The 14086-nt window shown below is 71.8% G+C and carries 14 protein-coding genes; 3 read left to right on the top strand and 11 right to left on the bottom strand.

The window, feature by feature from the left end; genetic code table 11:
• Positions 1 to 53: 53 nt before the first annotated feature.
• The 3 genes from ABZ532_RS06350 to ABZ532_RS06340 all read right to left on the bottom strand — a co-directional run bounded on the left by ABZ532_RS06350 (position 54) and on the right by ABZ532_RS06340 (position 2503).
• Positions 54 to 821, bottom strand: coding sequence for an NPP1 family protein (locus ABZ532_RS06350; RefSeq protein ID WP_361279961.1), 768 nt, complete (start codon positions 819 to 821; stop codon positions 54 to 56).
• A 202-nt stretch (positions 822 to 1023) separates the two neighbouring features.
• A complete protein-coding gene (locus ABZ532_RS06345) occupies positions 1024 to 1776 on the bottom strand; it encodes an NAD(P)H-binding protein (RefSeq protein ID WP_361280117.1) in 753 nt (250 codons plus the stop codon).
• A 100-nt stretch (positions 1777 to 1876) separates the two neighbouring features.
• Positions 1877 to 2503, bottom strand: a complete 627-nt coding sequence (locus ABZ532_RS06340) for a phosphoribosylanthranilate isomerase (protein ID WP_361280115.1) — start codon at positions 2501 to 2503, stop codon at positions 1877 to 1879.
• Positions 2504 to 2867: 364 nt separating this feature from the next.
• Between ABZ532_RS06340 and ABZ532_RS06335 the strand changes: the two genes are divergently transcribed.
• Positions 2868 to 3467: a flavin reductase family protein gene (locus tag ABZ532_RS06335; RefSeq protein ID WP_361280114.1), complete on the top strand. Its 600-nt coding sequence runs from the start codon at positions 2868 to 2870 to the stop codon at positions 3465 to 3467.
• Positions 3468 to 3518: 51 nt separating this feature from the next.
• On the opposite strand, the gene ABZ532_RS06330 is transcribed toward ABZ532_RS06335, so the two are convergent.
• Complete coding sequence (locus tag ABZ532_RS06330; RefSeq protein ID WP_361279960.1) at positions 3519 to 4850, bottom strand: MFS transporter; 1332 nt, start codon at positions 4848 to 4850, stop codon at positions 3519 to 3521.
• A gap of 83 nt (positions 4851 to 4933) precedes the next feature.
• Here ABZ532_RS06330 and ABZ532_RS06325 point away from each other — a divergent pair, with 83 nt between their 5' ends.
• On the top strand, positions 4934 to 5947 hold the full coding sequence (locus tag ABZ532_RS06325; protein ID WP_361279959.1) for a helix-turn-helix domain-containing protein: 1014 nt from the start codon (positions 4934 to 4936) through the stop codon (positions 5945 to 5947).
• A 164-nt stretch (positions 5948 to 6111) separates the two neighbouring features.
• Here the strand turns inward: ABZ532_RS06325 and ABZ532_RS06320 are convergent, their stop codons facing one another.
• From ABZ532_RS06320 to ABZ532_RS06305, 4 genes are all read right to left on the bottom strand, one after another.
• Entirely contained in the window at positions 6112 to 6726 is a 615-nt protein-coding gene (locus ABZ532_RS06320) for a hypothetical protein (RefSeq protein WP_361279958.1), read from the bottom strand.
• A 158-nt stretch (positions 6727 to 6884) separates the two neighbouring features.
• Positions 6885 to 7934: a Zn-dependent alcohol dehydrogenase gene (locus ABZ532_RS06315; RefSeq protein WP_361279956.1), complete on the bottom strand. Its 1050-nt coding sequence runs from the start codon at positions 7932 to 7934 to the stop codon at positions 6885 to 6887.
• Positions 7931 to 9115, bottom strand: coding sequence for an acyl-CoA dehydrogenase family protein (locus ABZ532_RS06310; RefSeq protein WP_361279955.1), 1185 nt, complete (start codon positions 9113 to 9115; stop codon positions 7931 to 7933). The genes ABZ532_RS06315 and ABZ532_RS06310 overlap by 4 nt, the downstream gene beginning before the upstream one ends.
• A 9-nt stretch (positions 9116 to 9124) precedes the next feature.
• On the bottom strand, positions 9125 to 10030 hold the full coding sequence (locus ABZ532_RS06305) for an SDR family oxidoreductase (RefSeq protein ID WP_361279954.1): 906 nt from the start codon (positions 10028 to 10030) through the stop codon (positions 9125 to 9127).
• A gap of 102 nt (positions 10031 to 10132) precedes the next feature.
• Here ABZ532_RS06305 and ABZ532_RS06300 point away from each other — a divergent pair, with 102 nt between their 5' ends.
• The gene (locus tag ABZ532_RS06300; RefSeq protein ID WP_361279953.1) at positions 10133 to 11068 is read left to right on the top strand and encodes a cyclase family protein; all 936 of its coding nucleotides are present in this window, start codon (positions 10133 to 10135) and stop codon (positions 11066 to 11068) included.
• A gap of 54 nt (positions 11069 to 11122) precedes the next feature.
• Here ABZ532_RS06300 and ABZ532_RS06295 read toward each other — a convergent pair whose 3' ends face one another.
• The 3 genes from ABZ532_RS06295 to ABZ532_RS06285 all read right to left on the bottom strand — a co-directional run bounded on the left by ABZ532_RS06295 (position 11123) and on the right by ABZ532_RS06285 (position 14071).
• Positions 11123 to 11635: an ATP-binding protein gene (locus ABZ532_RS06295; RefSeq protein ID WP_361279952.1), complete on the bottom strand. Its 513-nt coding sequence runs from the start codon at positions 11633 to 11635 to the stop codon at positions 11123 to 11125.
• A gap of 418 nt (positions 11636 to 12053) precedes the next feature.
• Positions 12054 to 12932 (bottom strand): acyl-CoA dehydrogenase family protein, encoded by an 879-nt coding sequence (locus ABZ532_RS06290; RefSeq protein ID WP_361279951.1) that lies wholly within the window; start codon positions 12930 to 12932, stop codon positions 12054 to 12056.
• A gap of 5 nt (positions 12933 to 12937) precedes the next feature.
• Positions 12938 to 14071 (bottom strand): acyl-CoA dehydrogenase family protein, encoded by a 1134-nt coding sequence (locus ABZ532_RS06285; RefSeq protein ID WP_361279950.1) that lies wholly within the window; start codon positions 14069 to 14071, stop codon positions 12938 to 12940.
• Between the last annotated feature and the right edge of the window lie 15 nt (positions 14072 to 14086).

The following is a 14086-nucleotide window of genomic DNA, read 5'->3' as shown; positions in this document are numbered from 1 at the left end:
CCCACGATGCCGGACGAGCCCGAAGGCCCGCCCCGCGCCGTGGGGCCCGCTGCTCAGGCGTAGGGGTCGAACGGGATGCCCGACGGCTTCGCCTCGGCGATGTTGCTCTCGAAGCTGCCGTCCTTGATCCCGAAATGCGCGCTGCCGAAGTCGGCGCTGACGAGCTTGTCACGCAGACCGGCCGGGTAGCCGTTCCAGCCGACCAGCGTGGGGTACTGCCAGGTGCGCTGGTGGTTCTCCGGGGGCTCGTCGTTGGAGTTGGCGGGCCGGAAGCAGTGGGTGGACACACCGTCCTTGTGGTAGACGACCTTCGGGTGCGCGCCCTCCCAGCGGATCTTGTCGCGCGGGTAGATGTCGAAGTCTCCGTGGGCGGAGGTGGCGACGTACTTCGCCTCGTTGTCCTGCACCCAGACCACGACGTGCTCCCAGTCGTGCCGGTGCCCGAAGGGGTCCCAGCCGGGGACGGCCTGGTCCTTCTCGAAGTAGGAGTCGTACATGACGGCGCACCAGCCGTTGTTGCACTTGGAGCGCGAGTAGCTGTTGGTGTTGACGAGGTCCGATGCGTCCCGGCAGCTGCCGCTGAGAGACCCGGTGGTCTTCAGACCACCGTTGATGGAGCCGTCGGGGCCGATGGCGGGCACCGCGTAGCAGCCGTCGGTGTCGTAGTCGTACGCCGGCTGGAACGTCCGGTCCAGCGTGTCCGCGTTGGCCGGCAGAGCGGGCGGCGGCGCGGCGAATGCGATGTTCGGGACGGCGAGCACCAAGGTGAACGCGCCCGCGAGGATGAGCGGAATCCTGCGGATTCGTGCGCTCTTCAGCACCAAGTCCTCCTGGAGGCCACGGTTGGGGATACACGCCGCTTTGACGTGTACACCGCAGCCTCCAGGTGTTTGAGCGCAAGGCCAAGAGGTGGGAGACGAATATTCAGGAATCCTGCCGACGGGTCCGACGGTGCGTCAGGCCCGGAACGGCGGTGCGTCGGACTCGGAACCGCGGTGCGTCAGGCCCGGGACGGGTGGTACGTCAGGCCCGGGACCGCGGACGTCGCGCCAGGAACTGCTCGAAGGTCACCTCGCCCACGGCCCGCTCCGGCGTCAGATGCCCGCCCTCCCTGAACCCCCGGTACGCCGCGCCCGCCAGGGGCACGTTCAGCAGGGGACGACGTCGCCCCTCCGCGCGCAGATAGGCCCGGGCCAGCTCGGGAAGCGCCCGGATCTCGGGCCCGCCCATGTCCGGCACACGCCCCGAGGGCTCCCCGGCCGCGAGCTCGGCCAGCCGGTCGGCGACCTCCCCCACCTCGATCGGCTGGTCCGAGACCCCGGACGGCAGCAGCATGACCGGGAGCTTCACCGAACTCCGAAGGAACCGCAGCACGAAATCGTGGAACTGCGTGGTGCGCAGCACGGTCCAGCCGAGGCCCGACTCCTCGATCAGCTTCTCGACGGCCAGCTTGGTCCGGTAGTAGCCGAGGGGCACCCGGTCGACCCCGACGATCGAGATGTACACCAGATGCCCGGCCCCGGCCTGGCGGGCGGCGTCGATCAGATGGCGTGCCGCCTGCTCGTCACCGCCGCGCGGTGAACTCGCGCAGTGCACGATCGTGTCCACGCCCGCGACGGCCTCCGCCAGCCCCGTGCCCTCGCGCAGGTCCACGGCATACGGCTGCGAGTGCCTGCTCAGCACCCGCACCTCGTACGCTTCCCCGGCAGCACGCAGCCGCTCGGTGACGAGCCGGCCCAGCGTTCCGGTGCCGCCGGTCACCAGGATCGTGTTCATCTCGGTCATCGTCCCTTCGGTGGGCGGGGCGCTCCCCGGTGGAGCGCCCGTCATCCACCGGGACGTCTCCGCGCCCGGAGGTGTGACATCCGTCCGCGCGCTACCGCGGCATCGCACCGCGGGCCGCGCGGATGAACGCCTCGATCAGCCCGGGGCTCTTCACACCCCGGCTGATCTCGATCCCGCTGGAGACATCGACACCCCACGGCCGCGCCGAGCGCACCGCGTCCGCGACATTGTGCGGGTCGAGCCCCCCGGCGAGCAGCCACGCCACACCGGGCCCGGGCAGCTGCCTGCCTGTCCGGTCCCAGGTCTCACCCGCACCGGGCACGGGCGCGTCGAGCAGCAGGATGTCCTCGCCGCGCGCGCCAGGTCGCGGCACGTCCCCGCGTACGGATGCGCCCCGGATCAGGGTGCGTCCGTACGGCCGCAGGGCGTCGTAGTACGCGAGGTCCTCGTCCCCGTGCAGCTGCACGGCGCGCACCCCGGTGGCGTCGAGCAGCCCCCGGACCTCGTCCAGCGGCTGGTCGCGGAAGACACCGACGGTCATGATCCGCTCCGGTACGCGCAGGGCCAGCCGCCGCGCGGTGTCCGGATCGACACGGCGCGCGCTCTCGGCGAAGACGAAGCCGATCGCGTCGGCCCCGGCCTCGACGGCCGTGTCCACGTCCCGCTCGGTCCGCAGACCGCACACCTTGACGAACAACGTGGATCGCCCCGCTTCCACTGCCGACACCGCTTCCACACCTCTCGTCAGACACGGAGCGGGCAGAGCCACTCCGGCCGCCGGACGGAATCACCAAGCCGAGGACGAGGGCCCTGCCTCCGTCACCAACCCGCCTACCGCTCCCATTCTGCCCTGGCAGGCGGGGGCGAGAGGGCTCAGTGGGCGGCCAGGGGCCTCGTGGCACTTCTCGGGGCTGGGCTCGGAGCCCGGCCCGGGTCCGGGTTTCCCGGTGAGCGTGCAGGTGCCGGTGACCGTCGCCTGCCGGGTCCCGTCGGCGACGACGGTGACGGTCCCGGGACCGCGTCAGGGGATTCACATCTGATGGATCGTCAGCTTCAATGGACCTGTGATGGGTCACGCAGCGATGGCGGCCACCGCCGTCCGCTACCTCAGGTCCACCGGCGCCCCCACGACCGCCGCCGAGCCGTATGTCGCCCTGCCCCGCCCCGACCTCAGGGCCGTCGGCGAGGACGAGCGGCTTCCGGTCGACCCGGGCGAGTTCCGGCGCGTGCTCGGGCATTTCGCGAGCGGTGTCACCGTCGTCACGGCGCACGACGCCGAGGGCGGGGGACCCGCGGGGTTCGCCTGCCAGTCCTTCGCGTCGCTGTCGCTCGACCCGCCCCTGGTCGCCTTCATGGTGGCCCGTACATCCACGAGCTGGCCGCGCATCGCCCGCGCCGGGGCATTCTGCGTCAACGTACTCGGCGCGCATCAGGGCGGGCTGTGCCGGGCGTTCGCGGTGAGCGGCGCCGACAAGTTCGCCGGGGTCGGCCACCGTCCGGCGCCGGTGACGGGGTCACCACGGCTGGACCACGTACCGGCCTGGATCGACTGCACGATCCGGGCCGTGCACACGGGCGGCGACCATCTGATCGTGGTGGGACGGGTGGAGGCGCTGGGCGCCGAGCCGGACGGGGAGCCGCTGCTGTTCCACCAGGGGCGGTTCGGACGGTTCCTGGCCTAAGGGCTTGCCGGATCCCCGGACCCGGCGCGCGAGCGCTCCGGGTCCGGGCCCTCACACCGCCGTCACCAGCGGCGACGGAGCGGGGCGCCTCCTGATCACCAGGGACATCAGCGCCGCCGCCGCGCACAGCGCGCCCGAAGCGAACCAGACCACGTCGTACGAACCGAACACATCCCGGGCCACCCCGCCCGCGAAGGCGACGACCGCCGCACCGACCTGGTGGGAGGCCAGCACCCAGCCGAAGACGATCGCCGAGTCGTCCCCGTAGTGCTCGCGGCACAGGGCGAGCGTCGGCGGAACCGTCGCCACCCAGTCGAGGCCGTAGAAGACGATGAAGAACACCATCGGCGGGTGCACCGACGGAGCCAGCAGCATCGGCAGGAACAGCAGGGACAGGCCGCGCAGGGCGTAGTAGACCGCCAGCAGCCGGCGGGCGTCATAGCGGTCCGTGAACCAGCCCGAGGCGATCGTGCCGAGGACGTCGAAGACCCCGATCACCGCGAGCAGCGACGCCGCCGCCGTGATGGGCATGCCGTGGTCGTGGGACGCGGGCACGAAGTGGGTCTGGACGAGCCCGCTCGTCGAAGCCCCGCAGATCGCGAACGTCCCGGCCAGCAACCAGAAGGGGCCGGTGCGGACGGCTGTGAACAGCACACCCAGCGTGCGGCGGGCGGCACCCGGGACCGGGGCGGGCTTGGGGACGAACTCCTCGGCACCGTACGGCGGAAGGCCGATGTCGGCGGGGTGGTCCCGCAGCAGCAGCCAGACGAACGGGACCACGGCGAGGGCGGACACGGCGACCGTGACGGCGGCCGGGCGCCAGTGGTGTTCCTGCACGATCCAGGAGAGCAGCGGCAGGAAGAGGAGCTGTCCGGAGGCCGCGGCCGCCGTCAGGATGCCGGTGACCAGACCGCGCCGCTCGGTGAACCAGCGGTTGGTGACCGTCGCGGCGAAGGCCAGCGCCATCGAGCCGGTGCCGAGCCCCACCAGCAGACCCCAGCACAGCAGCAGCTGCCAGGCCGCCGTCATCCACACCGTGAGGCCCGAACCGACGGCGATGACGGTGAGCGCGGCGGCGACGACCTTGCGGATGCCGTACCGGTCCATCAGCGCGGCGGCGAACGGCGCGGTCAGCCCGTACAGCGCGAGGTTGATGGAGACCGCGAGCCCGATCGTGCCGCGTGACCAGCCGAACTCCTGGTGAAGCGGATCCATCAGCAGGCCCGGCAGGGAACGGAAGGCCGCCGCTCCGATGATCGTCACAAACGCCACGGCGGCGACGAACCAGGCACGGTGGATTCGCGGGGCCCGGGGCGCCGGGGGCCGGCCGGAGGCGTCCGGGGCTGCGGGGAGATGGCTTGTCTGGGTCACGACACCAAGCATCGGGGCAGCGGAGACCTCCATCGAGTGGCCCGAAGGACAGCATTCGATGGGATCGGGCCAGCCGCCCGGGTACCATCGGGCCCATGACCTCCGCCCGGCAGCCACGACGAGAAGGACAACCGCGACAACACCGCGTGGTCGTCCTCGCGCTCGACGGCTGCATCCCCTTCGAGCTGGGCATCCCCCAGCGCATCTTCGGCCGTGCCGCCGACCCCGGCGGGCGGAAGCTGTACGAGGTCGTCACCTGCTCGATCCGGCCGCCGGGGCCGGTACAGACCGACGCGGACTTCGCCATCCTCGTCGCCCAGGGCCCCGAGGCCCTCGCCACCGCGGACACGGTCGTCGTACCCGCGTCGTACGAGTTGGGCCCGGTGTTCGACGAAGGGAGGCTCACTCCCGGGCTGGCCGCGGCCCTCGGCCACCTGCGACCCGGCACCCGGCTGGTCTCGATCTGCACCGGCGGCTACGTCCTCGCCGCAGCGGGCTTCCTGGACGGCCGCCGCGCCACCACGCACTGGTCGCACGCCGAGCACTTCCAGCGCATGTTCCCCGCCATCGAGGTCGACGCGGACGTGCTCTTCATCGACGACGGCGATGTCCTCACCTCCGCCGGTGTGGCGGCGGGCATCGACCTGTGCCTGCACATCGTGCGCCGCGACCACGGGACGGCGGTCGCCAACGACGTGGCCCGCCGTACGGTCGTACCGCCCCACCGCGACGGCGGCCAGGCGCAGTACATCCAGCGCCCGGTGCCCGAGCCCCCGCTCGCCACCACCTCGGCCGCGCGCGCCTGGGCGCTCGACCGGCTCCACGAGCCGATCCAGTTGCGCGATCTGGCCGGGCAGGAGTCGATGTCGGTGCGCACCTTCACCCGCCGCTTCCGCGAGGAGGTCGGCGTCAGCCCCGGGCAGTGGCTCACCCAGCAGCGCGTGCAGCGTGCCCGGCAGTTGCTGGAGAGCACGGACCTGCCGATGGACCAGGTGGCGCGGGAGGCGGGCTTCGGTACGGCCCAGTCGATGCGCCAGCACCTGCTGGGTGTGCTCGGGGTGACGCCGACGGTCTACCGGCGTACGTTCCGGGCCACCGCCATGCGGTAGGCAGGCCCACGTCCCGCCGGGCGGGCGCACATCCTCACGCCACCCGCCGTGCCACGACCCGGGAGGGCATCCCGCATGGCGACTCCGTCGACGGGCGCTGGCCCGCGACGGCCCGGAGGCCCGCCTACGCGGCGGACACTCCGGGCCACGGTCACGGTCACGCCCTACGAGACGACCGCAAGCTTGCCGCGGATCTTCGTACCCGCCCTGTAGTACTGCTGGTACTGGGCAGCCAGTGCCTTGATGTCGGCCGGGTTGAGCTTGATGCAGCCCTGGGACAGATAGTCGTTGGGGTTGCTGTTGGTCCAGCGCTGCGACTCGGTGCTGCCCTGACCGCCCGTGCGGGTCATCTCGCTGTGGATGAACAGCTCGGTGCGGGTCGCGCTGCCGCCCGCGCACTTCTTGTCGCTGAGCTGGAAGGCGACACCCTTGATGAGGCTGCCGTTGTACTGCGTGTGCAGGGTGACGTCGTAGTAGCCGTTGGGCAGCCAGCCCCTGTTCCTGGTGCACTCGTTCGTGACGCCGAGCCCCGAACCGGCGCGCCAGGAGACCTCGCGGACCTTGACCTGGCGGCCGGACTCATAGGTGCGGTAGACCCGCCAGTAGAGACGGGAGTCGGAGGGCGCGGAAGGGTTCTTGTCGAAGGTCAGCGTGGTGGTGTAGGCGTACGGTTCGGCGGCGTGCGCGGTCGCGGTGGCGCCGACGCCGCCGAGTGCCAGGGCAGCCGCGGCCGTGGTCGCGGCGGCAAGACGGGTGGTGCGGATGTGTGTTCGTCGCATGTGGAGATCCCCCCCAGATGTCCGTAGCGAAGGCCGACTCATGCGGCTTCGCAGGCCTGATGTGGCGAGCTTGGTCATGTACACGCACCAAATCGGCCCGTGGTTCCGGGACTTGGGAGTCTTCCGTGAAGGAGCTCCGGAACTTGTGAGCCCGGCGCTCAGAACGTGAGCACGCCGCGCGCCACCCGCCCCTGCTCCGCGTCCTCCACCGCCAGAGCGAAGTCCTCCACCGGATAGGTACGCGTCACCAGCTCGTCGAGCAGCAGCCGCCCCTCCTCGTACAGCGCGGCGTACAGCGCGACGTCGTGCTGCGGCCGGGAGGACCCGTAACGGCAGCCCAGGATCGCCTTGTCCAGGAACATCGACGCGGGCAGGAACGTCGCCTCCGCCGTCGCTGCGGGCATCCCGAGCAGCACCGCCTGGCCGCCGCGGTCGAGCAGGTCGATCGCCTGGCGGACCAGGGCCGTGCGGCCGACGCACTCGAACACGTGCCGGGCGCCGTCGGGGAGGATCTCCCGCACCCCGTCCACCGAGGTGAGGAAGTGGGTCGCGCCGAAGAGACGGGCCGTCTTCTCCTTCGCGGGGTTGGCGTCGACGGCGACCACCGTGAGCGCACCCGCGATCCGGGCGCCCTGGAGCACGTTGAGGCCGATGCCCCCGGCGCCGATGACGACGACGGTGTCACCGATGCCGACCTTCGCCCGGTTGAGTACGGCTCCGACACCGGTGAGCACACCGCAGCCGATGACCGCGGCCGAGGTGAGCGGGATACCCGCGGGGATCTTCACGGCCTGGACGGCCCGCACGACGGTGCGCTCCGCGAAGGCCGAGTTGGACGCGAACTGGTGGAGCGGCCGGCCGCCGCGGCTGAAGGGACGCCCGGGCCTGCCGATGGAGCTGCGGCACATCGTCGGCCGTCCCTGGTCGCAGGCCGCGCAGGCCCCGCAGTTGGCCAGCGTGGACAGGGCCACATGGTCGCCGGGCACGACATGGGTGACGCCGGCACCGACCGCCTCCACGGTGCCCGCGCCCTCATGCCCGAGGACGACGGGCGCGGGGAACGGGATCGTGCCGTCGATCACGGACAGATCGCTGTGGCACAGCCCGGCCGCGGCGATGGCCACCAGCACCTCGCCGGGGCCGGGCTCCCGTACCTCCAAGTCGTCGGCCACCTCTGCCTGCAGGCCGTCGAAGACGACACCTCTCACCGCTGCTCCCTGGGTAGGCCGAGCACCCGCTCGGCGATGATGTTGCGCTGGATCTCGTCCGAGCCGCCGTAGATGGTGTCGGCCCGGGTGAAGAGGAACAGCCGCTGCTGTTCGTCGAGTTCGTACGAGGAGGTCCAGGCACCGGGGCCGGAGGCGGCCGCGGCACCGCGCACCTGGACCGCGAGTTCGCCGAGTCGCTGATGCCAGCCACCCCACAGCAGTTTGGCGACGCTCGGGGCGCCGGGGTCGTCCCCGGTGCCCAAGGTGCGCAGGGCGTTCCAGCGCATGGTGCGCAGCTCGGCCCACTGCCGTACGAGACCTTCGCGCAGCGCCGGGTCCTCGTCCTGGCCGTCCACCGCGCCGCTGTCCACGGCCAGGGCGATCACCCGGCGCAGCTGCTCCTCGAATCCGATCTGCTGGACGAGGGTGGACACTCCGCGTTCGAGGGCGAGGAGTCCCATCGCGACCTGCCAGCCGTTGCCCTCGCCGCCGACCACGTCCACGGCGAGGGCGCCGTCGAAGAAGACCTCGTTGAACTCGCTGGTGCCGGACATCTGCCGAATGGGCCGTACGTCGACACGGCCCGGCTGGTCCATCGGCACCAGCAGGAACGAGAGGCCGTGGTGGCGGGCGGAGCCGGCTTCGGTTCGGGCCAGGACGAAGCACCAGTGGGCGTCCTTGGCGAGTGAGGTCCAGATCTTCTGGCCGCTGACGCGATGGCCATCGCCGTCCCGGACGGCGGTGGTGCGCACCGAGGCCAGGTCCGAGCCCGCGCCCGGTTCGCTGTAGCCCTGGCACCACAGCGCTTCACCGCGTGCGATGCCGGGCAGATGGCGGGCCTGCTGTTCCTTGTCGCCGTACGCGATCAGGGTGGGTGCGAGCAGGTTCTCGCCGATGTGCCCGAGGCGGCCGGGCGCCCGGGCGCGGGCGTACTCCTCGGCCCAGACGACCTGCTGGGTCAGTGTGGCGCGCCGGTTGCCGTGGTCGGCCGTCTCCCAGCCGAGACCGATCCAGCCGTGGCGTCCCAGCTCGCGCTCCCAGGCGAGCCGCGCCGCCGTGTCCTCGTGCTCCCGTCCGGGCCCTCCCCCGGCTGCGCGGTACTGACCGGTGAGATGGTCGGCCAGCCACAGGCGGGCCTCGTCCCGGAATGCCTCGTCATCCGCTCCGAACGCGAAGTCCACGACCACTCCCTAGGTGTTGGGGCGGTCGCCGGAGGCCGCCGCCTTCGCCATGGCCTCCAGCCGCGCCAGCATCGGCATCGGGTCGGTGCCGACGGTCCCCGGCAGGAAGTCCGCGATCTTCTCGGGGGTCCAGGAGCCTTCGGCGTATCCGGCCCGCAGCTCACGCGGCTGCGCCCATACGGCGATCTTGGGGCCGGCGATCGTGTAGACCTGCCCGGTGATGTCCCGGGCCCGGTCGGAGAGCAGATACACGACGAGCGCCGCGACGTCCTCGGGCTCGCCGATCTCCTTCAGCTCCATGGGGACGTTGGCCGACATGCGGGTGCGGGCGACGGGCGCGACCGCGTTCGCCGTGACCCCGTACTTGTGCAGGCCGAGGGCCGCGCTGCGTACGAGGGAGATGATGCCGCCCTTGGCGGCCGAGTAGTTGGCCTGGGCCACCGAGCCCTGGTGGTTGCCGCTGGTGAAGCCGATGAGTGTGCCGCCGCCCTGCTTGCGCATCACGGCGGACGCGGCGCGGAAGACGGTGAAGGTGCCTTTGAGGTGGGTGGCGACGACCGGGTCCCATTCCTCCTCGGACATGTTGAACAGCATCCGTTCACGCAGGATCCCGGCGACGCAGACCACCCCGTCGATACGCCCGAACTCCGCCAGTGCCGTATCGACGAGGCGCTGTCCGCCCGCCATGGTGGCGATGTCGTCGGCGACCGCCACGGCGCGGCCTCCCGCCGCCTCGATCTCCTTGACCACGGCTTCGGCGACCTCGGACGTGGGGGCGCCGCCCTCGATCGAGACCCCGTAGTCGTTGACGACGACCCGTGCCCCCTCGGCGGCGCAGGCGAGGGCGACGGCGCGCCCGATACCGCGCCCGGCGCCGGTCACGGCGATCGTCCTGCCTGCCAAGAAGTTCCCCATGTCCGGCCCCTTCCCGCGATTTCTGACGGACCGTTAGATTTTATGGGCCGCCGGACGCCCGAACACAAGACCCGGGAGCCCTGGACCTCAGGAGGACCGCCCATGCCCGAGCCAGCCCTGCCTCAGGAGTTCCACGACATCGCCAAACGGATCAGCAACTGGGGGCGCTGGGGCGCCGACGACGAGATCGGGACGCTGAACCTGATCACGGACGAGGTGGTACGCGCGGCCGTCGCCGAAGTCCGCAGCGGCCACCGGGTACCCCTGGCCCTGCCCCTCCAGCAGGACGGGGTGCAGACGGGGATGATCCCGGGCCGGGTGAACCCGCTGCACACCATGGTCCAGATCAACCAGGAGCTGTTCGGCCCGGGCACGGTCGCCACCAGCGACGACGCCGTGACCATGGGGCTCCAGGCGGCGACCCACTGGGACGCCCTCACCCATGTCTCGCACTCGGGGCGGATCTACAACGGCCGTCCCGCCGGCACCATCACCGCCCACACCGGGGCCCGCTTCAGCGGTATCGACAAGGTGCGGACCCTGGTCACCCGTGGGGTGCTGCTCGACGTGGCCCGCGCCAAGGGCCTCGACCGGCTGCCCGGCGACCACGCCGTCACCCCCGAAGACCTCGCCGAGGCGGAGGACTTCGGCCGGGCGCGGGTGCGGTCCGGCGATGTGGTGCTCGTACGGACCGGGCAGATACAGGTGTTCCTGGCCGGGGACAGGCACGCCTACGCCTATCCGTCACCGGGCCTCTCGGTGCGTACGCCCGAGTGGTTCCACGCCCGCGATGTCGCCGCCGTCGCGAACGACACGCTGACCTTCGAGATCTTCCCGCCCGAGATCGAGGACCTGTGGCTACCCGTGCACGCCCTGGACCTGGTGGAGATGGGCATGCTCCAGGGCCAGAACTGGAACCTGGAGGAACTGTCGGCGTCCTGCGCGCAGGAAGGGCGTTACACCTTCCTGCTGTCGGCGACCCCTGAGCCGTTCGTCGGGGGCACGGGTACGCCGGTGGCGCCGGTGGCGGTGCTCTGACCTGTGGCGGTGCCTCGCTTCAGCCCGCCCGGTGAGCGAAAGGCGTCGCATGCCTCAGGCCGGGACCACGGGTGCGTTCGCCGCCGGAGCGACCGGCGCGGCGGACGCCGCAGGCACGGCGGCCCCGGCGAGGGGCCCCGGTGCGGCGGGCTGCGCGGGCGGCACCACACACCGGTCGACCTCGCACCAGATGCTCTTTCCCGCGCCCTCCGGCTGCCAGCCCCAGCGGTCGGCGAGCCCGTCGACGAGTTCGAGGCCGCGGCCGTTGGTGTCCTCGCGCTCCGCGCGCCGCGGGCTCGGCGGGCAGGCGCTCGTGTCGGCGACCTCCACCCGCACCGTGCCCGCCGCCGTCTCGCCCGCCCCGAAGAGCATGCGCAGCACGGCGGGACAGCCCGTGTGCACCACGGCGTTGGTGACCAGCTCGGAGATCAGCAGCACCAGCGTCTCCGCGACCGGCTCATCGTCTCTTATCCCGGATCCGGCGAGGCGCGACCTCGCCCATCTGCGGGCCCGCCCGACCTCCGCGGGATCGGGGCCGACCTCCATCTGAACCAGAAGCACCTGCACCGCTCACACCATCCGAACCGGCGGACACAACGCCTCGCGCCTGAAAGCTGTCACGGAACGTGATTTCCTTGCGTGACAGCATGGTTGACGTACAGTCACCGCAACAAGCGCTTCGGGCATATTCCAGCGCGAAGGAGTATGCGTAGTGCATACTGTGCGACGCACGCTGCGGATAGTCGAACACCCTGTGCGAGCGGCGCGTTCGAGCCCGGCGGCCACGCGGGTGTCCGGCCGGAGGTTCGGGGCCCCTGCCCCGTGGCAGCACGCATCTCGCACCCCACGGAGCGTACCGGAGGGTGAGGCGACTGCGGCCCGTGACGAGTCCGCCGAAGGACACAACCCGATATCGGCGCCCCCGACAGCCACGCTCAGTGACGCTTTGCGCTGCGTTGGAGCCAGGCCGTACGCGTGTGGCGCGTTACAGCGCCGACGCCAGCAACTCCTCCGCGCGGTCAGCCGTCCGCCAGAGCCGCGCGCGCACCCAGGCGCGCTTGAGATGCAGATGGACATCGGCTTCCCAGGTGAAGCCCATGCCGCCGTGCACCTGGAGGCATTCGCGGGCTCCGCGCACCGCGGCATCGTCGGCGAGCAGCTTGGCACCGGCGATCTCGGCAGGGTCGGCGGTGACCGCGGCGGCGTAGACGGCGGCGCGGGCGAGCTCGGCGCGCACGAACATCTGCGCGCAGAGGTGCTTGACCGCCTGGAAGCTACCGATGGGCCTGCCGAACTGCTCCCGCTCCGCGGCATGGCGCGTCGCGAGCTCGGTGGTACGGAGGGCCGAGCCGAGCTGCTCGGCCGCGGTGAGCAGGACCGCGCTCTCGATCCGCGCCTCGTCATGTGCGGCGCGCACGCCGCTGCCGGGCAGCCGGTGCAGGGGCGTCAGCGGATCGACGGACCGTACGCCTACGGCGCCTGCCACGTCCCCCAGCACCGCGTCCGCCTCGTCCAGCCAGCTCACCAGCGCGCCGTCCGCCATGGTCACCACGGACTCGCCGGCGGCCGCTCCGGGCACCGCACCTGCCGCGAGATGGGTCGCGACCAGCGGGCCCGGCAGAAGCACCCGTCCGGCCTCCTCGAAGACGAGCACCGCCTCCGGGAGCCCGAGCCCCACCCCGCCGTCGGCCTCGGGCAGCCGCAGCGCGAAGAAACCCGCATCTCCGAGCTCCCGCCACAGCGCCCGGTCAAGGCCGGGTTCGTCCACGGCGGCTCGGAGGGCTGCCCGGTCGAAGCGGGCCTCCAGGAGCTCCCGTACCCCTCTGCGCAAGGCTCTCTGGTCATCGGTGAGTTGGAAGCGCACGCCGCTCAGGCCCCCTTCGGCAGGCCGAGTATCCGCTCGGCGACGATGTTCCGCTGGATCTGCGAGGTGCCGGCGGCGATGGTGTACGACAGCGAGGACAGCCGGTCGAGGGTCCACTCGCGGGAAGCGTCGAGCGCGTCGGGCCCGAGTACCTCGGCGGCCGCGTCGTACAGCTCCTGGCGGGCGTGCGAATAGTGGAGCTTGAAGACGGAGCCGCCCGGTCCAGGTACGCCTCCGCCGCGCTCCGCCTCGCTGACGTTCCACTGGATCAGCCGCCACAGCGCGGCGAACTCCGCCGCCAGCCGCCCCAGTCTGCGCCGCAGCACGGGGTCGTCCCAGCGGCCGTTCTCGCGGGCGGTGCGTGCCAGTTCGCCGAGGGTGCGGCGGCAGGCGACGACCTCGCCGACGAATGCGGTCCCGCGCTCGAAGGACAGGGTGACCATGGTGACCCGCCAACCGTCGTTCTCCTCGCCGATCCGGTTGGCCACCGGCACCCGTACGTCGTCCAGGAAGACCTCGGCGAACTCCGTGGATCCGGCGAGGGTACGCAGCGGGCGCACGGTGATGCCGGGTGCGTCCATCGGCATGGCCAGCCAGCTGATCCCCCGGTGCTTCGGAGCCTCGGGGTCGGTGCGGACGAGCAGTTCGCACCAGTCGGCGACCTCGGCGTGCGAGGTCCAGATCTTGGCCCCGGTCACCACATAGCAGTCGCCGTCCTTTACCGCCCGGGTGCGCAGCGCGGCGAGGTCGGAGCCCGCGCCCGGTTCGCTGAAGCCCTGGCACCAGACCTCGTCGCCGCGCAGGACCGGCGGCAGCCAGCGCTCCCGCTGTGCTGGCGTGCCCTCGGCGGCGATGGTCGGTCCGGCGTGCAGCAGCCCGACGAAGTTGGCGCCGACATAGGGCGCTCCGGCCTTCTCCGTCTCCTCGAGGAAGATCAGCCGCCGGGTCGGCGACGCGCCCCAGTGGACGTCACCGTAGCCGGCGTCGTGGAGCGCGCGCTGCCAGCCGGTGTCGTAGGCCCGCCGCGCGGGCCAGTCACCGGGCGAGGGCTTCGGCGGCAGCTTCGGCAGCGCCACGGAAAGCCACTCGCGCAGCCCTGCTCTGAACGCCTCTTCCTCCTCCGTGTACGCCAGGTCCACCGCGGGCCTCCCTAT

The organism is Streptomyces sp. NPDC019396, assembly GCF_040632375.1.
Taxonomy (GTDB): domain Bacteria; phylum Actinomycetota; class Actinomycetes; order Streptomycetales; family Streptomycetaceae; genus Streptomyces.
This window is presented reverse-complemented; position numbering and strand designations above follow the sequence as displayed.